Origin of the sequence: Candidatus Poriferisodalis multihospitum (assembly GCF_028283155.1) — a bacterium.
In the GTDB taxonomy this organism is placed as follows: Bacteria; Actinomycetota; Acidimicrobiia; order Acidimicrobiales; family Poriferisodalaceae; genus Poriferisodalis; species Poriferisodalis multihospitum.
In genome coordinates this window covers 66018-89249 of sequence record NZ_JAPYOK010000100.1, presented here as the reverse complement: position 1 = coordinate 89249, position 23232 = coordinate 66018, and the positions used below count along the sequence as shown (strand labels likewise).

Annotated in this window: 23 protein-coding genes and 1 other RNA gene; 10 read left to right on the top strand and 14 right to left on the bottom strand. The window is 67.1% G+C overall.

What is annotated here, in order from left to right; translation table 11 throughout:
* Positions 1-2 precede the first annotated feature (2 nt).
* A complete protein-coding gene (locus VI480_RS11355) occupies positions 3-986 on the bottom strand; it encodes an NAD(P)H-quinone oxidoreductase (RefSeq protein ID WP_323672956.1) in 984 nt (327 codons plus the stop codon).
* A 41-nt stretch (positions 987-1027) separates the two neighbouring features.
* Between VI480_RS11355 and VI480_RS11350 the strand changes: the two genes are divergently transcribed.
* The 3 genes from VI480_RS11350 to VI480_RS11340 all read left to right on the top strand — a co-directional run bounded on the left by VI480_RS11350 (position 1028) and on the right by VI480_RS11340 (position 3817).
* Entirely contained in the window at positions 1028-1819 is a 792-nt protein-coding gene (locus VI480_RS11350; RefSeq protein ID WP_323672955.1) for a tyrosine-protein phosphatase, read from the top strand.
* On the top strand, positions 1819-2931 hold the full coding sequence (locus VI480_RS11345) for an acyl-CoA dehydrogenase family protein (protein ID WP_323672954.1): 1113 nt from the start codon (positions 1819-1821) through the stop codon (positions 2929-2931). The genes VI480_RS11350 and VI480_RS11345 overlap by 1 nt, the downstream gene beginning before the upstream one ends.
* 196 nt (positions 2932-3127) lie before the next feature.
* Positions 3128-3817 (top strand): MT-A70 family methyltransferase, encoded by a 690-nt coding sequence (locus VI480_RS11340; protein ID WP_323672953.1) that lies wholly within the window; start codon positions 3128-3130, stop codon positions 3815-3817.
* A 92-nt stretch (positions 3818-3909) separates the two neighbouring features.
* On the opposite strand, the gene VI480_RS11335 is transcribed toward VI480_RS11340, so the two are convergent.
* The gene (locus tag VI480_RS11335) at positions 3910-4575 is read right to left on the bottom strand and encodes a BglII/BstYI family type II restriction endonuclease (RefSeq protein ID WP_323672952.1); all 666 of its coding nucleotides are present in this window, start codon (positions 4573-4575) and stop codon (positions 3910-3912) included.
* 59 nt (positions 4576-4634) lie between these two features.
* Positions 4635-5510: an MBL fold metallo-hydrolase gene (locus tag VI480_RS11330; RefSeq protein WP_323672951.1), complete on the bottom strand. Its 876-nt coding sequence runs from the start codon at positions 5508-5510 to the stop codon at positions 4635-4637.
* Between the two features lie 129 nt (positions 5511-5639).
* Here VI480_RS11330 and VI480_RS11325 point away from each other — a divergent pair, with 129 nt between their 5' ends.
* Complete coding sequence (locus VI480_RS11325; RefSeq protein ID WP_323672950.1) at positions 5640-6083, top strand: PGPGW domain-containing protein; 444 nt, start codon at positions 5640-5642, stop codon at positions 6081-6083.
* A 56-nt stretch (positions 6084-6139) separates the two neighbouring features.
* Here the strand turns inward: VI480_RS11325 and VI480_RS11320 are convergent, their stop codons facing one another.
* Positions 6140-7786, bottom strand: coding sequence for a fumarate hydratase (locus VI480_RS11320; protein ID WP_323672949.1), 1647 nt, complete (start codon positions 7784-7786; stop codon positions 6140-6142).
* Between the two features lie 85 nt (positions 7787-7871).
* Between VI480_RS11320 and VI480_RS11315 the strand changes: the two genes are divergently transcribed.
* Genes VI480_RS11315 through VI480_RS11305 form a run of 3 tightly spaced genes read left to right on the top strand, consistent with a single transcriptional unit; the run spans position 7872 to position 10897 of the window.
* Positions 7872-8291 carry a VOC family protein gene (locus VI480_RS11315; protein WP_323672948.1) on the top strand — a complete coding sequence of 140 codons (420 nt, stop codon included), beginning with the start codon at positions 7872-7874 and terminating at the stop codon, positions 8289-8291.
* Between the two features lie 34 nt (positions 8292-8325).
* Positions 8326-9702 carry a replication-associated recombination protein A gene (locus tag VI480_RS11310; RefSeq protein ID WP_323672947.1) on the top strand — a complete coding sequence of 459 codons (1377 nt, stop codon included), beginning with the start codon at positions 8326-8328 and terminating at the stop codon, positions 9700-9702.
* Between the two features lie 16 nt (positions 9703-9718).
* Positions 9719-10897: a phytanoyl-CoA dioxygenase family protein gene (locus VI480_RS11305; protein ID WP_323672946.1), complete on the top strand. Its 1179-nt coding sequence runs from the start codon at positions 9719-9721 to the stop codon at positions 10895-10897.
* Here the strand turns inward: VI480_RS11305 and VI480_RS11300 are convergent.
* Entirely contained in the window at positions 10894-11940 is a 1047-nt protein-coding gene (locus tag VI480_RS11300; protein ID WP_323672945.1) for an ABC transporter ATP-binding protein, read from the bottom strand. The genes VI480_RS11305 and VI480_RS11300 overlap by 4 nt on opposite strands.
* 85 nt (positions 11941-12025) lie before the next feature.
* On the opposite strand from VI480_RS11300, the gene VI480_RS11295 reads away from it, so the two are divergent.
* Positions 12026-12790, top strand: a complete 765-nt coding sequence (locus VI480_RS11295) for an SDR family oxidoreductase (RefSeq protein ID WP_323672944.1) — start codon at positions 12026-12028, stop codon at positions 12788-12790.
* 5 nt (positions 12791-12795) lie between these two features.
* On the opposite strand, the gene VI480_RS11290 is transcribed toward VI480_RS11295, so the two are convergent.
* Positions 12796-13716, bottom strand: a complete 921-nt coding sequence (locus VI480_RS11290; protein WP_323672943.1) for a 50S ribosomal protein L11 methyltransferase — start codon at positions 13714-13716, stop codon at positions 12796-12798.
* A gap of 115 nt (positions 13717-13831) precedes the next feature.
* Here VI480_RS11290 and ssrA point away from each other — a divergent pair.
* Positions 13832-14195, top strand: a transfer-messenger RNA (tmRNA) gene (gene ssrA / locus VI480_RS11285).
* Positions 14196-14202: 7 nt separating this feature from the next.
* Here the strand turns inward: ssrA and VI480_RS11280 are convergent.
* The 5 genes from VI480_RS11280 to VI480_RS11260 form a co-directional block, all read right to left on the bottom strand.
* Positions 14203-14985, bottom strand: a complete 783-nt coding sequence (locus VI480_RS11280; RefSeq protein WP_323672942.1) for an SDR family oxidoreductase — start codon at positions 14983-14985, stop codon at positions 14203-14205.
* 118 nt (positions 14986-15103) lie between these two features.
* Positions 15104-16153, bottom strand: a complete 1050-nt coding sequence (locus VI480_RS11275; protein WP_323672941.1) for a 4Fe-4S dicluster domain-containing protein — start codon at positions 16151-16153, stop codon at positions 15104-15106.
* Between the two features lie 225 nt (positions 16154-16378).
* Positions 16379-17266 carry an alpha/beta hydrolase gene (locus tag VI480_RS11270; RefSeq protein ID WP_323672940.1) on the bottom strand — a complete coding sequence of 296 codons (888 nt, stop codon included), beginning with the start codon at positions 17264-17266 and terminating at the stop codon, positions 16379-16381.
* A 19-nt stretch (positions 17267-17285) separates the two neighbouring features.
* Positions 17286-18110, bottom strand: a complete 825-nt coding sequence (locus VI480_RS11265; protein WP_323672939.1) for a hypothetical protein — start codon at positions 18108-18110, stop codon at positions 17286-17288.
* An 88-nt stretch (positions 18111-18198) separates the two neighbouring features.
* Positions 18199-18996, bottom strand: coding sequence for a HugZ family protein (locus tag VI480_RS11260; protein ID WP_323672938.1), 798 nt, complete (start codon positions 18994-18996; stop codon positions 18199-18201).
* Between the two features lie 136 nt (positions 18997-19132).
* Between VI480_RS11260 and VI480_RS11255 the strand changes: the two genes are divergently transcribed.
* Positions 19133-19594 carry a nitroreductase/quinone reductase family protein gene (locus tag VI480_RS11255; protein WP_323672937.1) on the top strand — a complete coding sequence of 154 codons (462 nt, stop codon included), beginning with the start codon at positions 19133-19135 and terminating at the stop codon, positions 19592-19594.
* A gap of 28 nt (positions 19595-19622) precedes the next feature.
* Here VI480_RS11255 and VI480_RS11250 read toward each other — a convergent pair whose 3' ends face one another.
* The 3 genes from VI480_RS11250 to VI480_RS11240 all read right to left on the bottom strand — a co-directional run bounded on the left by VI480_RS11250 (position 19623) and on the right by VI480_RS11240 (position 23188).
* Complete coding sequence (locus tag VI480_RS11250) at positions 19623-20492, bottom strand: formate/nitrite transporter family protein (protein WP_323672936.1); 870 nt, start codon at positions 20490-20492, stop codon at positions 19623-19625.
* Between the two features lie 78 nt (positions 20493-20570).
* Positions 20571-21755: a glycine betaine ABC transporter substrate-binding protein gene (locus tag VI480_RS11245; protein WP_323672935.1), complete on the bottom strand. Its 1185-nt coding sequence runs from the start codon at positions 21753-21755 to the stop codon at positions 20571-20573.
* A gap of 80 nt (positions 21756-21835) precedes the next feature.
* Positions 21836-23188, bottom strand: a complete 1353-nt coding sequence (locus VI480_RS11240; protein WP_323672934.1) for an MFS transporter — start codon at positions 23186-23188, stop codon at positions 21836-21838.
* Positions 23189-23232: the final 44 nt, after the last annotated feature.

The window sequence follows — 23232 nt, the reverse complement described above, 5'->3', positions numbered from 1 at the left end:
CGCTAGCTCACGTCCAGCAGGATCTTGCCGACATTCGCGTTGGTGGCCATGTAGGTGTGCGCCTCGGTGATGTCGTCGAGCGCGAAGCGCGAGTCGATGATCGGCCGCAGCGATCCGTCGTCGAAGCGAGGGAGCAGTTCGGTGCAGAATCGCTGATTTGCGTCGATCTTCTGCTCGATGGGCCGTGAACGCAGCACGGTCCCGATGAGCGCCGCCCGCTTGGGCAGCAGCGCGCCGAGCGCGAAGGTTGCTTTCGGCTCGCCCATCACGCCGACTTGGATGATGCGTCCCTGGACGCGCACCGAGGCAATGTTGCGGGCCAGGTAGTCGCCGCCGATCACGTCGAGCACCACGTCCACGCCCTGGCGGCCCGTCCATACCGCGATCTCGTCGGCAAAGTCGGTCTGGGTGTAGTCGATGACGAGGTCCGCGCCCAGATCGGCGCAGGCCGCCACCTTCGACGTGGAGCAGGTGACGGCAATGCGGGCGCCGATGGCCTTGGCGATCTGGATGGCGGCGGTGCCCACGCCCGACGCGCCGGCGTGCACCAGCGCCGTGCTGCCCGAGGCCAGCCCGCCCTGGGTCACCAGCGCATCGTGGGCGGTCATGAACACCTCCGGGATGGCTGCGGCGTCGCGCAGGTCCACCGAGGCAGGGATGCGCTGCAGCATGCGCTCGTGGGTGACGACCTGTTCGGCCTTCGCTCCGCCCGACACGATGCCCATGACCTCGTCACCCACCGACCAGCCCATGACGCGCTCGCCCAGCGCCGCAATGGTGCCGGCGAACTCCAGTCCGGGGATCTCGACCTCAGGCTTGGGGCCAGGTGCTGGGTACAAGCCCATCCGCTGGAGCAGGTCGGCGCGGTTCATCGCCGAACAGGCCACGTCGACGAGCACTTCATCGGGACCTGGCACCGGGTCTGGCACATCCTGCACCCGCAGGACGTCAACGCCGCCGTATTCGGGTATCACTACTGCACGCATGGGCGGCGACGGTACTTGGGAAGTCGTTACCCTGCGAGCCCGTGCGTCGAGATGCCGTAGTTGTGCTGGAAGGCGCGAGGAATTGCCGTGATCTGGGCGGCTATCCCGCAGCGGGCGGCCGCCATGTGCGGATGGGCGCGCTGTTCCGCTCCGACCGCTTGAGCACGCTGACCGACGACGATCTCGAAGAACTGGGCAGCCGGGGCATCCGCACGGTGATCGACTTCCGTGCCGGGCCCGAAATGGAGCGAGACCGCTCGCGGCTGTGGCCCGGCGTGACATCGCACATTTCGCTGCCGGTGGGCGACACCGTGGACGGCGACATCTCCATGGTGGAAGAGATCTTCGAGGGACGGCTGCGATCGGTCAGTGAAGACGACATGGCCGGGCTGTACCTGCAGATGATCGGCTCCTACGGCGAGCGGTTCGCCCAGCTCGTGGCCATGGCCGCCGACGTCAACCACCTGCCGATGCTGTTCCACTGCACGGCCGGCAAGGACCGCAGCGGCATCGCGTCAGCGCTGCTGCTGGAAGCGCTCGGCGTCAACCGTGAGGACGTGCTGGACGACTACTGCCTCACCAACGAGCTGCGATCGCACCAGCGCATCAAGGAGCTGATGCCGGAATTCGCCAAGATCGGCATCGACATCGACGACGTGCGGGCCATCCTCAGCGCGCCGCGCGGGGTGATGGCAACGGTGCTGGCAGAGCTCGATGACCGCTACGGGCGCCAGTCCAACGGCAGCACGGCGACGGGTGCCGAGGGATACCTGCTCGCGCACGGTCTCGACGCTGCGTCCTTGGAGATGCTGCGAGCGAACCTGCTGATCTGATGGATTACCGCTGGCCCCAAGAGCTGACCGACTTGGCCGACGAAGCAGCCGAGTGGGTGCACGAGGCGACTGCCGACCTGTTCACCATCGACGACAGCTGGCTGGTGGGCTACTCGGAGGAGTTCACGCTGCGGCTGGGAGAGCGCGGCTGGATCGGGATGTGCTGGCCTGTCGAGGCTGGCGGCGATGGGTGGCCCGAAGTCGAGCGGTTCGTGGTCACCGAACAGCTGCTGCTCGGCGGCGCTCCGATGGCCAGCTCGTTCTTCCCGGATCGCCAGATCGGCCCGGTGCTGCTCACCTACGGCACGCCCGAACAGCAAGCCCGGTTTCTGCCCGAGATGCGTGCGGGGCGATCACGCTGGTGCATCGGCATGTCGGAGCCCGACGCGGGCTCCGACGTCGCCGCCATCGGCACGACTGCCGTGCGCGACGGCGACCGCTTCATCGTGAACGGTCAGAAGATCTGGACCAGCGGCGCCGCCACGGCGAACTGGTGCTACTTGATCTGCCGGACGGATCCCGAGGCCCCTCCGCACAAGGGCATGAGCGAGCTGATCGTGTCGATGGACACTCCGGGCATCGAGGTGCGGCCCATCCGCGACGCCTCGGGCGACGCCCACTTCAACGAGGTGTACTTCGACGACGTGGCAGTGCCGGTCGAGCACCTGGTGGGCGAGCTCAACAACAGCTTCTCCCAGACCATGCGCCAACTCGAGCACGAACGGGGCGGCATCGACCGGCTGGCGTCCAACCAGCGCCTGTACCTCGACATGAAGGACCGGGCCGACACCTCCGATCCGCTGGTACGCCAGCGAATGGCCCGCATCGAGACCGGCTACCGGATCGGCCGCGACATGGTGCTGCGCAACGTGCTGCGCCAGACGCCCTTCCCCCAGTACTCGGCGGTGACCAAGACGTGGTGCACCGAGTTCGAGCAGGAGGTATCCCGCTTCGTGGGCGACGTGGCAGGGGCCGAGACGATGCTGGCCAATCGGGTGTCACGCAACGTGGTGTACGCGCCCGCTTACACGATCATGGGCGGCACCACGCAGATCCTGCGCAACATCATCGGCGAGCGGATCCTGCGGCTGCCCCGCGAGCCTCGCGGCTGACCCTTCGCCGATGCGGCTGCGTCACCCCTTGGGACCTCTGCTTTCCGGCAGCAGCATCAGCACCATTCAGTGCTCGGCGTCGAGCGAGACGGAAATGATGCGGCTCCGTGTCACTACTGACTGCTAGGACTATGGGCGAGGTTGACGCGTTCGACGCCCGACCACCCTCGCTCTCCGTCGTCTCCTAGGTGATGCCGTGCCGGACTCCACTGCTGCGACTCTCAAGGTGCCAGATCTAGCGCTGGATGTGCTCGGAAGCGTGCCGTTCGGGACGGTGCTGGCCGATCCACCTTGGCGCTTTCAGAACCGGACAGGCAAGGTTGCCCCCGAGCACCATCGCCTGTCTCGCTACGACACAATGGATTGGCAGGACATCGCAGCGCTCAGCGTCGGCGACCTCATGGCGGAGCAATCCCACTGCTACCTCTGGGTGCCGAATGCTCTGCTCCAGGAAGGGCTGGCCACCCTCGACGCATGGGGCTTCACGTACAAGGCCATGCTGGTGTGGGCGAAGCGCCGCAAAGATGGCGGCCCCGATGGGCGAGGCGTCGGCTTCTACTTCCGGAACACCACCGAACCGATTCTGTTCGGAGTCCGGGGCAAGCTTCGGACGCTCCCGCCAGCGAGGAGCCAGGTGAACATCATCGAGACGCGCAAACGAGAACACTCTCGCAAGCCAGATGAGCAGTACGGCATCATCGAAGCTTGCTCGCCGGGGCCGTACCTCGAGTTGTTTGCTCGCTACCCGCGACCGGGCTGGACTGCGTGGGGAGATGAGGCCGCTGCCGAAACCACGCCTCGGGGCCGCGTTCACGCCGGTTATCGCGTCCCAGAGGGCGACCAACGGCCCCGTGCCAGCCAGGAGCCATTGCTCATCGCGGATTAGGCCCAAGTTTCCGTCACGCCGCACTGCATGACCGCGGCGAAGGTCCGAAGCACCAATCGAAGCACTTCAACTTCAAGTAGTGACTGCGTGTGTCACGGCACCGCCCGCTGTTTGTGCCAGCACACCAGCCACATCGATGCTCGCGTCACCTGAATCGACCGTGAGCAGATTGCAATGGCGAGAATGGGGCAGCCACCCGCATCACCGCGTGTCAGTCGAGGCTCCAGTTTGGTGAGATTCGTGGTCGTGGTCGTCCCGAACTTCGTGGTGCCGGGGTCGACAAACTCGGCGAGTTCGCGCAGGTCTTCCTGTGTGCGTGTCACGATGACACCAGCGTCAATGAAACCGGCCTCATACATAGCCCGGTATGTACCGATGTCTCTGTCGAGGTTTCCATCCTTGGCATTCCACTCGACATCGAGAGCGATGCGGCCCTTCATGCCGTCAACGAGGTACCCTTGGTTCGTGACGCTTGAACTCTCGATGGTCGACTTTTTCTCTCCGCCAGCTCTGTAGGGGCGTCGCTCGGTCGTGAGGGTTATCTCGGTGTCCAATCTCGATTCCCGCCAATCACGATCCTTGAACGACGTCTCAAGGCGACCCGTTAGGTCAGATTTGTTGCCACCAGCCATTACCAACTCGTCGACCGTGAGCCGGAAGTCGGTCAGGACCTTGATGATGTCATCCCACTCGTTCGAATTGGTCGCCTTCACGATGGCCGCGGCGTTCCTCACTTCCCGCCATTCGTAGCGCTGCAAGAGCGCAGAAGGCACTGCATTCGCGAAGCTGGAGGTCAGGTCCATGGTGACGCGCGAGGCTAGGGACCGAAGATCCAGCTGTTGGGCTCCTCGCCAGTCTTGATGCGGCCTGCGGTGCGGCCAGCGAAATGGGTGCCGATGATAAGACGGCCGTCGGCCCATCGGGGGTAGGCGTCGAGGCGGGTCGCGGTGGAGCTGCCGTCGCGGCTGTAGTCAGCGGAGGATGCAAGGTCGGGATGCGCGAACTGGAGTGGGTGGTGCGTCATGTCCCCGGTGATGACCGCCCGCTCGCCCGCAGATTCGATGATGACGCTGACATGGCCAGGAGTGTGTCCAGGCGTCGGCTCGAACCAGACCTCTCCATTGATGTGGTGATCAAGCGCCACTAGGTCGCCGAGGCCAGCGTCCATGACCGGCTCCACCGAGTCCTCGAACACGGGGCCGTAGTCCTGCGGCTCGGCGCGCCAGTAGTCGAACTCGTTCTTCACAAACAGGTAGCGGGCGTTGCCGAACGTGGGCACCCACTCGCCGTCGACGAGGCGCGTGTTCCAGCCGACGTGATCCACGTGCAGATGGGTGCAGGCCACGGCGTCGATGGTCTCGGGGGCGAATCCGGCGGCAGTGAGGTCTTCGAGGAAGGGCGTGGAGAGCTGCTCGAACGGCGGCGCGCCGGGACGCGACTTGTCGTTGCCCGCGCAGGTGTCGACAACGATGCGCATGCCCTCCGATTCGATCACCAGCGAGTGCATGGACAGGCGCATGCGGCCGTCGTCGGTGACGAAATCGGGCCGCAGCCAGTCGTAGTCGTCGATGAGGTCGTCCGCTCCCGGCAGCAGGACCGAGAACGGCCAATGCACCTCCATCTCAGAGACGCGTGTGATGCGGACATCGCCCACCGTCCAGGTGATTGGCTCGGGCGTTTCGACGGTCGGCATCGTTGGGACTCCTCGTTGCAGCGACGGAGGCGCAGCGCCGCTCCCCAGTCGGTTCGACCGGGCGACGTTGCGGAGCGCCCGCGACACGCCACACTATTGCCGCCTTGCCGACCCCTGCCGTGCGAATCCATGAACGAACCCGACCGATACACCCCTGATCCGAGCGATCCCACCCGCAGCGAGCGCTTCCGCGAAGCTGCCATCGCGGCCGAACTCGAGACCGGTGAGCGCGAGCCGACCCGTCAGAAGGCCTGGCGCAGTTCGATGCTCCGGCTGGTGCGGATGGGCTTCGGGTTCAGCGTGGTAATACTCGGCATCATCATGATGCCGCTGCCTGGCCCGGGGATGCTGGTGGTGGCCGTGGGCTTGGCGATCCTGGCGAGGGATGCAGCATGGGCCGATCGCCTATTGCGCAAAGTGCGCGAGCGACTGCCGTCCGACGCCGACGGCAGGCTGCCCCGCTCGACCATCGCAACGATGGTCCTGCTGGCCGCGGCGGGCATCGCCGCCTCCATCTGGTTCACGGTCGGCGACATCAATCCACTCGACGTGATCCTGTTCTGGCGCAACTGAGGGCGAAGCCCTCCGTCCCTATTGTCGCGAGCGGGGGCAAAGCCCCTTCGCTCGCATCAGATCTGGACGGGCGTTGATACTTCGCTGAAGAAGTCGTTGCCCTTGTCGTCCACCACGATGAAGGCTGGGAAGTCTTCCACCTCGATTTGCCAGACCGCCTCCATGCCGAGCTCGGGGTATTCGAGCACCTCGACCTTGCGGATCGAGTCCTTGGCCAGCCGGGCCGCCGGGCCGCCAATGGAGCCCAAGTAGAAGCCGCCGTAGCGAGCGCACGCCTCGATGACCTGGCGAGACCGGTTGCCCTTGGCCAGCATGACAAGGCTGCCCCCGGCGGCCTGGAACTGCTCCACGTAGGAATCCATGCGCCCCGCCGTCGTGGGGCCGAACGAGCCCGAGGCGTAGCCCTCCGGCGTCTTGGCAGGACCGGCGTAATACACGGGCCGCTCGCGCAGGTAGTCGGGCAGCCCCTCGCCGGCGTCGAGGCGTTCCTTGAGCTTGGCGTGGGCGATGTCGCGGGCCACTACCAGCGTGCCGGTGAGCGACAAGCGGGTTTTGACGGGGTGCTGGGTGAGCTGGTTGCGGATGGCGTCCATCGGCTGGTCCACGTCGATGGGCACCACCCCGGTTGACAGCTCCTGCTCCTCCGTCTCAGGCAGGAAGCGGGCGGGGTCGGTCTCGAGCTGTTCGAGGAAGATGCCGTCGGCGGTGATGCGCCCGAGTGCCTGGCGGTCGGCCGAGCACGACACGGCGATGCCAACGGGGCAGCTGGCGCCATGACGGGGCAAGCGCACCACCCGCACGTCGTGGCAGAAGTACTTGCCGCCGAACTGCGCGCCGATGCCGAACTCGCGGGTGAGCTCCAGAATGCGGCCTTCCCATTCGAGGTCACGGAAGCCGTGGCCGGCCTCGCCGCCGGCGGTCGGCAGCGTGTCGAGGTACTTGGCCGACGCGTACTTGGCCACCTTCACGGCGAATTCGGCCGAAGTGCCGCCGATCACCACTGCCAAGTGGTACGGCGGGCAGGCGGAAGTGCCCAGCGTGCGAAGCTTCTCGTCGAGGAACCGGGTGAGGCTGTCGGGGTTGAGCAGGGCCTTGGTCTCCTGGAACAGGAAGCTCTTGTTGGCCGAGCCGCCTCCCTTTGCCATGAAGACCAGCTCGTACTCGTCGCCCGGCGAGGCGTAGATCTCGATCTGGGCGGGCAGGTTGTTGCCGGTGTTGCGCTCGGTGAACATGTCGAGCGGAGCCATCTGCGAGTAGCGCAGGTTCGACGTGAGAAAGGTGTCGGCAACTCCCTGGGAGATGGCTGCGGCGTCGTCGAAGTCGGGCTCGTCTGCGGTGCCGGTGAGCACCCGCTCGCCCTTGTGGCCCCAGATGATCGCCGTGCCGGTGTCCTGGCAGCTCGGCAGCACTCCCCCGGCGGCGATGTTGGCGTTCTTGAGCAGTTCCAAGGCGACGAACCGGTCGTTGGCCGAAGCTTCGGGGTCGTCCAGGATTGCAGCGATCGAGGCCAGATGGCCGGTGCGGAACAGGTGCGAGATGTCTCGCATGGCTTCAGCGGTGAGCAACCGCAGCGCCTCGGGCTCAACCTGCAGGAAGCGCCGGCCCGCGGCGGTGACAGTTGAGACATGGTCGGACGTGAGGTGCCGGTAGGTGACGTCGGCAGGGCCCGTGGGAAGCAGCTCCACGTGGGCGTAAGTGCTCATTGCTTCATGCTACGGACGCTCGCACGCTGGCGAGCCGACCACACCGGCACGTCGGGATTGCGACGCTTGCGAGCGGTGTCGGCGCGTGAGCGGATCTTGCGGCGAGAATGGCGTCGTGGCGGGCGTCGAGTCAATCAATGCGATCACGTTGCGGACCGCCGACATGGCCGCATCGGTGCGGTTCTACGAGGCACTGGGATTCCGGCTCACCTACGGCGGCGACGAGGCGCCGTTCAGCACGCTGCGCAGCGGCGAGTGCTTCGTCAACCTCATCGCCGTGGACAACCCTGCGGGGGCCGAGACCGGTTGGGGCCGGGTGATCTTTCATGTCGACGACGTGGATGCGCTGTATCAGCAGGCAATCGATGCCGGCCTGACCCCGCAGGCCGAACCGAGGGACGCTCCCTGGGGTGAGCGCATGTTCCCCATATTCGATCCCGCAGGACACGACCTGAGCTTCGCCAAGCGCATCCGCGCCTACGAGGTCGATCACCCCGAGCTGTGATCCCGCCGACACGACGAGCGCGTACCGTCGGGGCGTGAGCGAGGGACTGTTCGAGGCTGCCGGCGCGGAGCGTTTGGCGCGCCGGGCGCCGCTCGCCGCACGGCTTCGCCCTCGCACGCTCGACGAGATCGTCGGCCAGGACCATCTGCTTGCCGCCGGGCGGCCGCTGCGGGAGCTGATCGAGGCCGATCGCCTGTCGTCGGTGATCCTGTGGGGCCCGCCGGGTACCGGCAAGACCACGCTGGCTCGGGTGGTTGCCGCATCGACCGCCAAGGAGTTCTGCGAGCTATCGGCGGTGAACGCCACCGTCAAGGATGTGCGCGAGGTCATCGCGGATGCTCGGTTGCGGCTCGGCGAGCATGGCCGGGGCACGATCCTGTTTCTCGACGAGGTACACCGCTTCAACAAGGCGCAGCAGGATGCGCTGCTGCCGGCGGTCGAGGACGGCCTGATCGTATTGATCGGCGCTACCACCGAGAACCCGCACTTCGAGGTGAACCCGCCGCTGCTGTCGCGTTCGACGCTGTTCCGGCTAGTGCCACTTGACGACGCTGCGCTGCGCACCCTCATCTACCGGGCGTTGGAAGCCGAAGGTGCCCGGGGCGACGCTGACGCCATCGACCACATCGCTGCCCGCAGCGGCGGCGACGGGCGCCACGCACTCACCAGCACCGAGGTTGCGGTGGCGCTGGCCTCCCGCCGCGAGGAGGCGGAGGCTCTTGAAGCCATTGAGATCAGCGGCGCGGCCCACGCTGCCCCTGACGCATCTGCCGGGAACACTCGCGTCACGCTGGCCGATGCTGAGCACGCCGTGGATGCCAAGGCAGTCCGCTACGGCGCCGACGGTCACTACGACACCATCAGCGCATTCATCAAGTCGCTGCGCGGCTCCGACCCCGACGCCGGGCTGTACTGGCTGGCCCGCATGCTCGACGCCGGCGAGGACCCTCGCTTCATCGCCCGCCGTATGGTCATCTTGGCCTCGGAGGACATCGGCATGGCCGACAGCACGGCCCTGCTGGTGGCCGAAGCTGCCGCCCGAGCGGTCGAGTACGTAGGACTGCCAGAGGCTCAGCTCAACCTGGCGCACGCCGTCGTGCGCCTCGCCACCGCCCCCAAATCGAACCGGGTCACGGTCGCACTGAGCCGGGCCAAGGCCGATGCCCGTTCCGCCGGCGCAGGCGAGGTGCCGATCCACCTGCGAGACGCCCACTACCAGGGTGCCGCGTCGCTCGGCCACGGACAGGGCTACGTGTACCCGCATGACGACCCGAGCGGCTGGGTTCCCCAGCAGCACCGGCCCGACGAGGTGGCCGGCAACGTCTACTGGGAACCTTCCGAGCACGGCCGCGAACGCGACCTGCGCCCCGCAGCGCCCGCCGGGCAATCCGGCGAACCGGCCGCCGACTGACCACAATGGGGGCGTTATGAGCGCGAACGCAACAACACTGGGCCTCACCGAGGTGCCCATCGTCGAATACGGCGATGTCGAAGACGACATGGTCGCCTACCGGGCAGCCGGCACCGAGCGGGCGATGCAGCTCGGCAACCGTGGACCGATCCGCTTCACCGACAGCGGCGACCTGCATCCAGAGATTGCCGAGGCCTACTCGCGCTGCGGCTTCTACGTCTTCACGGGCGTGCTCGGCGCTGAGGAGCTGGCCGACATCGAGGCTGACGTCATCGATCTGCTCGACCGCTGCCCCACGGGCCCCGATTCCGAAATCGACCGGCACGGCCGCCCAGCGCTCGACGCCGGCCGCACGGGCAAGGCCATCTCGTTCGTCCGCCCGCTGTCGGATCCCTATGGCGGCACCGATGTCGCCCACGGGCGCCATCCGTTCAAGATGTTCGAGCCCGCAGCCCCCGATGGCGCGCCGGAGTGGGTGGTGCAGGTCATCAGTGGATCGCTGCAGTACTCCGAGGCCTGCTTGCGGGTGTACGCGCACCCCGGCCTGCTGGGCGTCGCACAAGCGCTGAACGGTCCCGACTTCACTCCGTTCAACGAGGTGGTGTGGATCAAGCATCCGGGCCTCGGCGGCTCGGTGGCATGGCATCAGGACGGCTGGACGCACTGGGACCACCCCGAGCTCGACGAGGGCACGCACGGCTTCAACTTCATGGCCCAGCTCTACGGCTGCGATGCCACCAACGGCCTGTGGGTGGTGCCCGGCTCGCACCGCACGGGCAAGCTGGACATCAAGGAGATGTGCCAGGCGGCAGGCTCAGACCGGCTCCCCGACGCGGTGCCGCTCATCTGCGGACCCGGCGATGTCGCGATCACCAGCCGCCAGGCCATCCACGGCTCGTTCGCGAACACGTCTGACCGGCCGCGAGTCACCATCAATTTCGGCTTCCACCGCCGTCGCTCGGTGCTGGGCGTACGCAGCGGCGGCGTCCACAACCCGATCTCGCTGTACGACGAGGCCTACATCGCCGAGCGCTCGCGGGTGATCGGCTGGGCGATCGATGCCCGCAACAAGCGCTTCGGCGACGAGACACCGTTCGTGTACGAGCCCAACGTCGGCCGCGAGCACGAGTTCGTCTGGGACGACGACGCCCGCGAGGCCATCAAGGACTACAACCTCAAAGACCTCGGCATCTAGTCGTCGAGGGCGAGCACGGCGCTTGGGCCGATGAGCAGCTTCACGTCGGCGCCCACGGCCGGGCCGTGCGGAGTGATGGCGTCCAACGTGGTGGCGACCCCGCCGATGTCCGCTTCCAGCCGCAGCTCGTAACGGTCGCCGCGGAAGCGACGCCGGGCCACCGTGGCCGGCAGCTGCGCCATCGCGGCGCCTGTGAAGTCCGCGCCGGCGCCGTCATCAACCACCACCTCGATGCGGTCGGCGCGCAGCACAAAGCTGTCTGAGCGACCGGTTGCGCTGGCCAGCTCCGGCGGCACCTCGGAATCGAACACGTTGGTGTGACCCAAGAATCGGGCCACCTGGGCGGTTCGAGGATCGGTCCATACCTCTTCGGGCGTGCCGATCCGCAATATGCGGCCCGACGCCATCACCGCGATCCGGTCGGCCAGCGCAAATGCCTCGTGATGGTCGTGCGTGACGTGAACGGCGGTGACGCCGACTTGGTCGAGCACGGGGCGCAGCTCGTTGATGAGCCGCTCGCGCAGCAGCCGGTCCAGCGAGCCGAACGGCTCGTCCAGCAGCAGCACTCTGGGTTCGGGGGCGAGCGCCCGTGCCAGCGAGACGCGCTGCGCCTCGCCGCCCGACAGCGTGGCCACGTCGCGGCTCTGGAAGCCCGACAACCCGACCAGCTCAAGCACTTCAACCACTCGCCGGCGCCGTTCTGCGAAGGGCACTCTGGCCATGCGCAGCCCGAACGCCACGTTGCCCTCGACATCGAAGTGCGGGAACAGCACTTCGTCCTGGAACATCAAGCCGATGCCGCGCTGGTCGGGGCGTTGGCCGGTCAGGTCGCGCCCGTCGAGCTCAATCTGGCCGGCGTTGAGCGGCTGCAGCCCCGAGGCGGCCCGCAGCAGCGTCGTCTTGCCGCAGCCCGACGGTCCGAGCAGCACCACCATCTCGCCGTCGCCGACGGCGAGATCCACCCCGTCCAGCGCCCTGAAGCCATCGAAATGGACGTGAGCACCCGTGATCCGCAGCGTCCCGCCGCCTCGACCGTCTGCCATGTGCAAGACGCTACGCATTCCCCGACGCCTGCCTGAACAGGTTTCTTGACGCAAACTGATGATTCGCGAAGGGAAGGTCTGGGGAATGACGGAGAGGTTGAGCGGACGGACGGCGTTGGTGACGGGAGCAAGCCGCGGCATCGGCGAGCACTGCGCCCGGGCACTGGCACGGCACGGTGCGCGGGTGGCACTGGCGGCGAGGACCACCGACGATCTGGATCGGATCGCGTCCGAGCTGCCGCACGACCCAGTGGTGATCCAAAGCGACCTCGCCGAGGCCGGTGCCGGGGCCGATCTGGCCGCCGCCGCGGTTGACGCACTCGGCGGGGTCGACATCTTGGTCAACAACGCAGGCCGAGGTGAGCTGCGCGAACCCGGCGGCGACCAGGCAGTGCTGCAGCTCAACTACTTGGCGCCGCTGGAGACCACCCGGGCGCTGGCCCGCCAGATGGGCGAGCGCGGGCACGGCTCGGTGATCCACATGTCGTCGATCGCCGGCTCAGTCGGTGTGAGCGAACTGCCCACCTACGGGGCGACCAAGGCCGCTCTGGATTCGCTCACCCGCGCGCAGGCAGCCACTTACGGCCGATTCGGCATCCGGGTCAACGCCGTGGCGCCCGGTCTGATCATCACCGAGATGTGGGCTGCAGGCCGCGAGATACCCGGTCTCGCCGACGGCCTCGAGCGCCACATCGCCTTGGGCCGCTGGGGCGTTCCCGAAGAGATCGCCGACGTGGTCGCCTTCCTCGCCAGCGACGAAGCCCGCTACGTCACCGGTCAGACCATCACCGTCGACGGCGGCTACCAAGGCGTCACCGCCTGGGCCAACTACCCCGCCACCAGCTCGTAAGCGCGTCAGCTCAGATTGCTCGAAGCATTTCGCCCCGACAGCGAAACCCAGTCGTCGAGGCGAACGGGAGCAGCCAGCTCGATGCCGTGACGGCGGTAGGCGGCGGCGACCGACGAGGTCTGCCCGGCGGATATGCCGCTGATGGCGAGCCGGCCACCGGGAGCGACTCGCTCGGCAATGTCGCCGGCCAGCGGCACCAGGACACCGGCGGTGATGTTGGCGAAGACCACATCGAATGTGCCGAGTTCGGCCTCGCCGACAGGTGCCCCGCCGCAGCTGGCCGCTGCGGCGAGGCCATTGCGGCGGGCATTGGCCTCGGCCGCCGACACTGCTGCCGGCTCGATGTCGATGCCTAGCGCTTCGGCAGCGCCCAGCCGAGCCGCCACCAGCGCCAGCACCCCACTGCCGCACCCCACGTCAAGCACTCGCTCGCCGCCGGAGATGTGCTCAGCAATCCAGCTGGCCAAGAGTCGGGTGGACGGGTGGGTTCCCGCTCCGAACGCCTCGCCGGGGTCGATCTCGACCACCATCGGAGCGTCGGCGTCTGCCCACGGGAAGCAGACGGCCAGCTTCTCGCCGACCTGCACCGCACGGTTGCGGTTTTGCCAACCCACGGCGTGCGTCACGTCGGTCGGCCCCAGTACGGCGGCGTGACCATCGGCACGCAGATGCGCCACCGCCTCTCGCGCCGTGCGGTCGTCGGTCACCCGAACCCGACTCACCCACCGGCCCCGCCGCAGCCGTTCATGCGTCACCGCCAACGCCGCTGCCGCCAACCCCTCTGGCAGCGATGGACTCGGCAGGCCGCCACCTGGTGCTTCACCGCCGCCAGCCGTCCCCAACGGCGCATCGTCGGCGAGAACGACGCACGCACCGCCGTAGCGCTCGTCACCCCACAGCGCAGCCGGCGGCTGCAGATCGCTCACCCCAGCATTCTCGCCATCAGACCGTCATGACGCTGCGTTCGGCCCGTCACAGCCCATCGCTAGGGTGGTAACCAGCCGACGGAGGCCACACAGGGTGGGTTCCGCCAACCACCTCGGGGGTGATCGGTTTCGACTTTGACGGTTGAAGTGAGAGAAGCGAGCCGTGGTCTCCGGATCCACGAAAAAGAGCCGGAAACAAATACAAACGCCAACGTCGATCAAGACGATCTGGTGCTCGCAGCCTGATCTCAGGTTGTGAGTTCGGCCCGGTAGCCCCCGTCCTGCGGGCATCGGTGCCATCATCTGCAGGGCTCGCCCGCCGCCCGTGCCGACGGGGCGGCGGGGACACGCACAGACGGCTACGGCGACTGGCAGGGTGTCGCTGCCCGCCATCGCCCGACAATCCCCCAGCGACTGCGCTCGGAGAAGACTCACCGAAACGTTGAAGGACGCGGGTTCGATTCCCGCCACCTCCACGCGGGCTGGTCAGCGCGACGAGGACGCGATGCGGGCGGGCCAGGCGTCGGCGTTCAGGGCGGCGTCGCTGCCGCCGTCCATGAACACCACCGATCCGCAGAAGAAGCCCGCTTCGGGCGACAGCAGGAACGCCAGCAGGTTCGCCACGTCTTCGGGGCGTCCCGCCCGTTCCTGCGGGATGGGGTAGATGTCGCCGAGCGACAGGACGACTTCGATCATGTCTGCCGTCATGGGCGTGTCGATGAGCCCCGGCGCCACTGCGTTCAGGCGGATTCGGGAACCGGCCCAATCCGGGCCGACCGCAGTGCGGCGAACCCATCGAGCCAAAGCGAGCTTGCTGGCGGCATAGGCCACGATGGGTTCAGTACCCGCCAGCGCACGAGCTTCGGCTTCGTCGTCTCCCAAGCAGGCATCCACCAGATCCTCGGGCAGATCGGGCATGGCGGTGCTGGAGTTGGAGCTGACGGCGATTGCTGAAGGGTCAGCGCCGTTGGCGAGCAGCGGTCTCAGCCCCGCGATGGTGGCCACTGCACCGAAGTAGTTGATCGACACGACCTCCGCCGGGTCGGGTCCGGAGATCCCTGCGCCCGCCACGAGGCCGTCGATCCGCCCGCCGCTGGCGGCGGCGACCGCATCGATCATCGCGCCGCGGCCCTCGGCCGTGGACAGATCGGCGATGACCTCGGCGTCCCGGAGATCCACCCCGATCACCTCGTGGCCGTCGCGCACAAGCCGCTCCCTGGTCGCTTGGCCGATCCCGCCGGCTGATCCGGTGATGACGATCTTGCCCATCCGAGTTTTCTAGCTGGAATCGAGCGAGACCCGAGGGAGCGACTGCGCTCGGAGAAGACTCACCGAAACGCTGAAGGACGCGGGGAGGCCGTTGGGGCGATGCGACGAGCCCCTGAAATCAGTTGGTCTGCGTTGGAGACTCGTCCGCTCGGTTTCTTGCGAGCTTGCGGCGCATGTTGTCGGCGAGCCGCGGGGCGGCACCGGGTGTCGACCACGGGCACACAGCGATGCAGATGCCGCACCCGTAGCTGACGGCAAAGTACGGCAGGCATCGGTCGAAATCGACCGCCCATTTCTCCGTGCCTCGCACAAGGCGCTTGTCGGGGGCGATGGCGTCGGGGGGGCAAGCATCGGTGCAGACACGACAGCCGCTGCAGAATTCGTCGACACCGAAGGTGTCCGGAGGCGTCGCAACGAGCGGCGCATCTGTCAGCACCAGCGCCAGCCGGAACGAAGACCCGAGTTCGCTGTTGATGATCGAGCCGTGCTTGCCGAGCTCCCCGAGCCCGGCGGCGATCGCTGCGGGGACCATCTGCATGGGTCCCGCGCCGGGGCCGCCATGGCCGACCGCTTCGAATCCTCGGCTGCGGATCCAGTCGGCCAGCGCCCTCGCCGCAGCGGTTCCCCGGTTGTATTGACGGTGGACCTCCATGGCCGAGGTGTACTCGGGCGCGGTCGCCAACTCGCCGTGGTCCATCGCGACGGCCAGCAGGATTGCCCAGGGAAGGTCAGACTCGCGGCCCTCGAAAAACCACTCGCGTCGGGCGGCCACGACCGCCACCAGTTCGACGCTGTGGCCCTGCTCGCTCGTCGCAAACTCGGTGATGTCCGCTAGCCGTTCCGCCGGCGTGCGATCGATCCTGTGCGGATCGACCGGCGCAGGCTCGTGGCGGTCATCGGTTCGCAGCACCGTGCGGAGTTGAGGATGAGCCATGAACTCCTCGGTCATGCGCTCCTGGACCGGGCCGTGGGCGATTGTGGCGGGATGAGCCCACATGACCAGCGTCGGCTGCCGAACCTCAGATGAGCCCCAACCGTTCAGCTCGTTGCCCGACACGTCGCCCATCAACTCGACGATCTCGTCCGGGGCCTCCCAGACCGGCGTCCGACGCTCCATCCGCCGCAGCCGCTGCGGCCTGGCTGGCGGGCTCTCTCGTTCAGAAGTCACCGGCCCGCTCCCTGCGCGCTCGACCCCTCCCGATGCCGCCTCCTGTCGCTGGTGCAGATGGCCTTTGCCGCATCCTGCCCATCGCGCGGCCCATCACCACGCCCCGACTACGTCGCCCACAAACAGCCAGCAGCTCACGGCGACGGTCACTATCAGCAGCGTCCACTCTGCCGCTTGCCGCCAGCGGCTCTGCTCGTTCATCGGCCAATCACCAGCTTCGACGGATCAGCTCCCGGGGCCGGCAACGCCGAGGGAGGAGTGGGCGGGATCGGCGCGTGGGTCACGGCGGGTCCACTGACCGGCTTCGACTGCGCTGAAGAATTCCGCCGCCATCTGGTTGAACGCGGCAGGTTCCTCCAGGTTGATGCCGTGGCCGGTACGCGGTGCGATCCACAGGCCGGCCCTCGGCAGCACCCGCTTGAGAAAGACATTCGTCTCGATGACCGGGTCGTCCTCGTCGCCGACGGCCAGCAGCACCGGAACGTCCAGCTCGCGCAGCTCGGCCTCGAAGTCGTACAGCGATGGGCGCCCCGCCTGGAAGTTGCGCATGGTCAGCCCCGAGCCGACGGCCGAATGCTCCGACAGGTACTGCTTGAATTCCTCCCAGCCCCTCGGGTCCTTGTTCTGGAGCTGGACCCGGGTGGCACCCACCGCGAGCCGCTCGGCGGCCACCTCCATCCCCTCGTTCATCATCGCCTCGGCCGCAGCGCGCACCTCGGCCAGGAACGCCTGACGGGTGTCGCCGAACGCGCCCGACCCGCCGCTGGCGAACAGCAGCGACGTGACCCGCTCCCGATATCGCAGCGCGAACATCAGGCCCGTGTAGGCACCCATGCTGAGACCCACGATGTGCGCACGCTCGATGCCGAGGCTGTCGAGAACGGCCCGCAAGTCCTCCCGCTCGCGCTCGAAGGTGTACGCCGCGTCGTCCTGGGGCACCTCCGACGGCGGATAGCCCCGGGCGTTGTACGCGATGCATCTATGGCTGCGGCTGAACCGCCGGATCTGGCCCTCCCACGTGCGGCAGTCGGCGGCGAACTCGTGCAGCCACACGATGGGATGCCCAGCGCCGGCTTCCTCCGCATACAGCTCGACTCCGTCTCCTTGGATCATCGGCATGACGTCGAGCGGCTCAGACGCGGGCTTCTGCGGCGTAGGCCTTGTTGTACCGCTCCCGGCAGATGTAGAACTCGTCGGCGCTCTGGAAGGCCTCGTGAGCGATCAGCAGGTCCAGATTGCGCCGTACGAGTCGATCAGGCGCCACTCGTGTCGCCAGCACTTGGATCGCCCCGTAGCCGACGGGTCCGGTGCCCTCTGCGGTGTCCCGGCCGTGCGTCACACCGAGCAAGTACTCGATCTCATCGAGCATGGCATCGAACAGCGTGTCCTCGGTGGTCCTGGGGATGAACTCGTCGGTCATCGAGCGCAGCGTCATCCACAGCCGCAGCGAGGCTTGGATCGGCGCTTCGTCGGGCTTCTTCAGGCGGTCGCAGTTGACCAGGTAGGTGACTCGCCCGACCCTGCCGTCCTCCTCGGCCCGCACGGTCCCGATGATCCTCGCGAGCGGATCGATCCGATCTGCAGCAGCGCCGCCGAAGGCCACGGCGTAGATCGCCAGCAGCGTCACGTGGTGCTGCAGATTGATGTCGGGCCCGCCGTCAGAACTCGTGTACGGGATCCGGTTTGCCAGCAGGCGCACGGCGTGTGCCCAGGCCTTGTCGTGATCAGCGCAGTTGGAGAAGTACGCGCCGGTGACGAGCAGCCCGATCAGATCAGCCGACGCGTGCTCGTAGGCCCGCAGGCACTCGTCATAGCCCTCGCAGTCGGCGCTGCGTAGGGCATCGATGGTTCGCAGCGTCTCGTCGCTGACGAAGTCGTGGAGATCGATGCGGCACGCCGGATCGGCCAGGAGTTCTTTGAGTTCGGCCACAGTGGCCGTATCGGGCTGTGACGTCACGCGGCCAACAGTACTGCGCGCACTTCTGGGGGGCTTTGCGCGTCGTTCGAGTCCACGTCGCAGCCCGAGCTGCCGGCTGTGTGATCGATCAGGACTGCTGCTGCTGAGCGCGGGCCACCTTGAGCAGATCGATCACGGCCGCTTGAGCGGCGTCAGAGTCCGAAAGCGGAGCAGGAAACGGGACCCGTGCCATCCGGGGTCCGGCCGGGGTGGCGGCACGCAGTGTGAGCCCGTACCGATCGATCCCCACCATGGTCGCCTCGGTCGCGTCGACGAGCCCAGCCTGCACCTGTGCATACATCAGGTTGGCGTCGGCGTGGTCGTCGTTCATGTGCTCGATGATGCCTGCGGCAGCCTGCCACAGCGGGTCCACGCCCGAGCCGCGGTAGCCGTCGGCCGCCACCCAGCTCATGTGGCCGAATCCGCCCACGTAGCGACACTGTTCCACGTGAAGGCGCCAGAACGAGAAGTCGGTGAAGTCCGCGTAGTAGGCCGCGTACGGGTGAGCTTCGAGGTAGCGGTCGCGTAGCTCGCCGGGGTCGTCGAGCACCCCCAGACGGCCCACCAGCGTCAGCCGGGCCCTGCCCAGCGGGTCGCCGTCGCCGGCGCTGTCGACGATCAGCATGCTCGCACGCTCGTCGCCCCGAGCGTTCACCGTGTGCTCGGCCATCTCCGAGATGAGCACGACGGGATTGCCGGCGTCGTCCGCGGCGTAGGACACCACGCTGCCGTAGGGGTATCCCTCGGCCGTCAGCGTCGAGAGGCTGGCGATCTTGGCGGCCGCCACCAGCGTGCGCGACAGCTCAGCATCGGTCGGAAACGACGAGGGGTCTCCTGCGATCGGGGGGCCGGCCTCGCCGCCGCCGTGCTCGGTAGGACGGGTCATGACGTTCGGTTTCTTTGTCGACTCTGGTTCATTGCTGCGAATCCGGTCAAGATTGGCACGACGAGCAGGAAGATACCGATCGGTCAGCGTATGGCGCGCCCCTCGTTCAGAGCTGCGGATCGGCGAGAATGGCTGTGTGGCAGTGAGCGTGTGGTCCGATTTCACCTTCAAGCTGGCTAACTGGGCCAACCGCACGGCGATCCGATGCAGCGGCGGCCGCATCGGCTGGATCCACAAAGGCACGCCGATCATCGAGGTGACCGTGACGGGCCGGCGCAGCGGCGAGCCCCGCACCACGCTGCTGTCTGCAGTCGCAGAGCGGAATGGCGCATTCGTCGTCATCGGCTCACGCGGCGGCGACTCGAAGCACCCGGCATGGTTCCTGAATATGCGCGACAACCCGTCAGTCACGGTTCGCAACCGCAGCGGCACGCGCCAGATGACCGCCCGCCTCGCCGAGGGCGACGAGCGTGTCGAGCTGTGGGAGCAGGTGACCGCCAAAGACGACCACTACCTCCGGTTCCAAGCGAGGACAGACCGGCAGTTCCCCATCGTCGTGCTCGAGCCCGCCGAAGCACCCGAAGCCGGGGACAGATGAGCGCAGCCGGGCCGAGTTCGGCGAATGCTCAGCCGACGGTCGGGATCCTCCGCAGATGCACGAACCAGTTGGCCAGCGACACGGCGACGCCGCCGACCACATTGCCCAGCGACACGATCGCCAGGAAGCCGGCGAACCACGCCCCGTTCAGGCCGTCGAGCTGGGCTGACGAAAGCCCTGCAGCTGCGGCCACCTCAGACTGGCCCGAGAGCAGCATGCCGAACGGCACGAAGTACATGTCGGCCACGCTGTGCTCGAAGCCGCCGGCCACGAACGCCGAGATCGGCAGCACTACAGCAACCAGCTTGTCGATGAGCGAGCGGCCCGCCGTGGCCAGCCACAGCGCCAGGCATACGAACACGTTCGCGAGAATCCCCCGGGCGAACACCGTGCCGAGCCCGAGATCGATCTTGGCGTGCGCGTTCGTGAGCGCCGCGGCACCGAACGAATAGTCAGCGATCTCCCACCAGCGCGACGAGAACACCACCAGCACCACGGCCAAGGCGCCGATGAAGTTGCCCAAGTACACCGAGATCCAGTTCCGGATGAGCTGGCGGACGGTGATCTGGTGGTCCAGCAGCCCGATCACCATGAGGTTGTTGCCGGTGAACAGCTCCGCGCCGGTGATCACCACCAGGAACAGCCCCGTGGACAGTCCAATACCCATCAGGAGCCGGGTGGGGCCGAGGCCGAGGTTCGAGGACGCCGCAATGGTGTTGGTCAGCATGGCGCCGAGTGCCACGAACACGCCCGCCATCGCGGCCAGCACCGACATCGATCCGAAGCTCAGCGCTGCCCTGCGTATGGCCAGGTGCGACACCTGCGTAGCGATGTCTGACGGCGTCAACGGCACGACCGGATTGCCGGTTGGCACACGAGGCCCGCTCGGACCAGACATCAATGAGGACGCTAGTTCGTGGCGCCTCCGGGACCCGATTGAAGACGCGCCAGTGTGACGACGCCTCGAAGGGCTGGCCTACGAAGCGGCCCGAGCGGCGTCGAGCCAGGCGTCGACCGTGGTGCGGTTGTCTGCAATCCACGCCGTTGCCAAGTCGGCAGCTGCGGTTCCCTCGTCTTGTGCCACGTTGGCCAATGACACTTCGATCACCGACAGCGTCACAGCCTCGAAGAGTGCCTCGGCTGCTGGGTTGGCCTCGAGGAACTCAGTGTTTGCAGTGACGAGAATGTCTGCCGCCACCCAGCCGATCGGGCACAGGCCCTCAGCGTGGTCCGCGGCGGCGGGGCAGAGGTCTGACCCGATGACGGCATAGCCACCGGTCCCGTCGGCACCCCGCTGATCGTGTGCCTCGCCGCCCTCGAAGCCGGTCGGATTCGAGTCGTCCAGAATCTGCTCGACGCCCAGCCAGTACACGTTGTCGCCGGGCCGAAGCAGGGTGATGTACGCCGATGGAGTCCACATGTAGATCACCATCGGAACACCCTCATCCGCTGCGTCCACCGCCTGGGCGAACATTGCGTCGTAACCGGCGATCGTCTGCGAAATGTTGTCCCAGCCCGAGAACGCGATCTGCGACTCGATGATGTTGTCGCAGGTCCACGATTCGGTACACCCGAAAATGTCCGCAATGCCGTTGCCGGGCACCGGATCAGTCGCGTCGAACGCTGCGAGCGCGTCGGCATTGCGGTTGAGCTCGTCCATCGTGTACACGCCGAACTCGTCCGCGAATGACTTGGTGATCAAGAAGCCCTGGATGCCGCCAGCGATCATCTGCTCGCCGACAACAGTCAGATGATCGCCGACGAGCGAACTGTCGGGCAGCTCGCCAGCGAGCCACGACAGGTGCAGCGGGTACCAGCTGTTCGTCCAGAAATCCATCTGGCCTTCCGCCATCGCGACATAGGCAAGGTTGGGACCGAGCTCCAGCTCGGCGGGATCGGACACGTGGTATCCGAGTTCTCCGAGCAACTGGCGAAATATCTCGGCTTGGAAGTAACCGCTGTTCCAGTTCGCCCGGCCCAGGGTGACCGACACGCCCTCGCCCGGCGTCAGCGAGGCCTCATCGGGCATGGCAGCCTCTGTCGGCGCAGGTTCCGCGGGAGCCGCTGGCGCTTCGCTGTCGTCGGAATCACCGCACGCAGCTACGAAGAGCGTCACAGCTGCGATCAGCAGCGAAACCTTGAAGATCCGCAAATTCGTCACAGCGAAGCGTGTCCTCGAACGTGAGGTTGCGACGCCGTGAATCGCGAACACGCCACCGCGGCGCCACACCCGAGCTTAGGTCAGGCGCGGGATGTGCCTGACTGCGATCCTTGGACCATCGCTTCGGCCGCTGCGTCGGCTGCGATGACCTCGAAGGTCATGTTGACGAGGCGCCAGTCGGGCTCCGGTGCCACAGCCAGCACGGGAGCCGGCACGGCCGCAAAGCTTGGCCGCACGCGGCGTGGCAGTCCAAGCGACGCAAACATGCCGACCACGGCAAGCGCCGCCGACAGCAGGAAGACGGGCGTGAATGACCCGGCCGCGTCGGCAATGAACCCGCCGAGCTGCGGCGAGATCATCTGGGCCACGCCGAAGCAGAAGGTGGTGGCCGCGAAGGCAGGCCCGTAGTCGTCGGCGGCGGTGTTGCTGACGACATAGACGGTCAGCACCGTCGGCATGGCGGCGAAGAGCATCCCGACGGCCACCGACAAGAAGATTGTCGGCACGAACCAGCCCGGCAGGATGAGCGTGGTGGTGATGGCCCAACCAGCGAACGACATCGCCAGCGTCCACCGTGTCCCAATGCGGTCGGAGAGCGCGATGAACAGCGGCCCGCCGAAGATCATCGCGGCGCCGACCAGCGTGAATGCCAGCGATGCTTGAGAGCTCGTCCAACCGCTGTCGTCTTCCAGCCGTGCGGTGAGGAACGAAATGACGAGCAGGTACAGCAGTCCGAAGATGACGAATCCGCTGACCATCGGCACCCATCCAGGCACCCGTCGCAGCGCGCTGAACCCGCCGATGCCGGTCCCCGACGCCAGCCGTTCTTGGCGGTGCCCGATGAAGAGCAGCACAACCGCGGCGACGACAGCGCCGATGATGAGCTGCACGAAATACACATTCCGCCACGACGCGTCTCCCATGGTCGAGCGAACGATGCTGGCCAGCTGGCCCGCGAAAACGACACCGAGTCCCATGCCCGCCCCGAGAAACCCGACGGCGAGCCCGCGTCGCTCCGGTGCAATCGCGTCTGCGGTAACAACCGGAGCGGGTATCCACGTCAGCGCGCCGCCGAGGCCCTGCGCGAACAGTCCGACACCCAGCACTGCCGGCCCCGGGGAGATGGTCGCGAGCGCTTGGCCGATGATCGCTAGTACTAGGCCGATCCGCATCACCGACAGCAAGCGGAACCGACTGGACGCGGCGGCGACGATCAGGCTGCCCACCAGATATGCCGCCATGTTCACGGTGGCAAGCGAACTCGCGACCGTGTTCGACAGGCCAAGGTCATCGCGGACTGCCGGCAGCAGCACCCCGTAGGTGAACCGCCCGAATGACTGGGCAACGGCAGCAACCAGCGCCATCAGGATCACGGCGGCCGCTCCCATCAGCCGGCGCTGATGGGTCGGAGCCTCACGGCCGAAGTCGGTCACGAGTGTCCATGCAACATGGAAACAGCGTCGGGCGCACGCGCATT

Bases quoted from the DNA above. Each gene is read 5' to 3' on its own strand.
- VI480_RS11325 (WP_323672950.1), top strand. From the start codon at position 5,640: ATGAACGAACCCGACCGATACACCCCTGATCCGAGCGATCCCACCCGC.
- VI480_RS11305 (WP_323672946.1), top strand. From the start codon at position 9,719: ATGAGCGCGAACGCAACAACACTGGGCCTCACCGAGGTGCCCATCGTC.
- VI480_RS11320 (WP_323672949.1), bottom strand. From the start codon at position 7,786: ATGAGCACTTACGCCCACGTGGAGCTGCTTCCCACGGGCCCTGCCGAC.
- VI480_RS11345 (WP_323672954.1), top strand. From the start codon at position 1,819: ATGGATTACCGCTGGCCCCAAGAGCTGACCGACTTGGCCGACGAAGCA.
- VI480_RS11355 (WP_323672956.1), bottom strand. From the start codon at position 986: ATGCGTGCAGTAGTGATACCCGAATACGGCGGCGTTGACGTCCTGCGG.
- VI480_RS11330 (WP_323672951.1), bottom strand. From the start codon at position 5,510: ATGCCGACCGTCGAAACGCCCGAGCCAATCACCTGGACGGTGGGCGAT.
- VI480_RS11300 (WP_323672945.1), bottom strand. From the start codon at position 11,940: ATGGCAGACGGTCGAGGCGGCGGGACGCTGCGGATCACGGGTGCTCAC.
- VI480_RS11295 (WP_323672944.1), top strand. From the start codon at position 12,026: ATGACGGAGAGGTTGAGCGGACGGACGGCGTTGGTGACGGGAGCAAGC.
- VI480_RS11270 (WP_323672940.1), bottom strand. From the start codon at position 17,266: ATGATCCAAGGAGACGGAGTCGAGCTGTATGCGGAGGAAGCCGGCGCT.
- VI480_RS11250 (WP_323672936.1), bottom strand. From the start codon at position 20,492: ATGTCTGGTCCGAGCGGGCCTCGTGTGCCAACCGGCAATCCGGTCGTG.
- VI480_RS11260 (WP_323672938.1), bottom strand. From the start codon at position 18,996: ATGACCCGTCCTACCGAGCACGGCGGCGGCGAGGCCGGCCCCCCGATC.
- VI480_RS11280 (WP_323672942.1), bottom strand. From the start codon at position 14,985: ATGGGCAAGATCGTCATCACCGGATCAGCCGGCGGGATCGGCCAAGCG.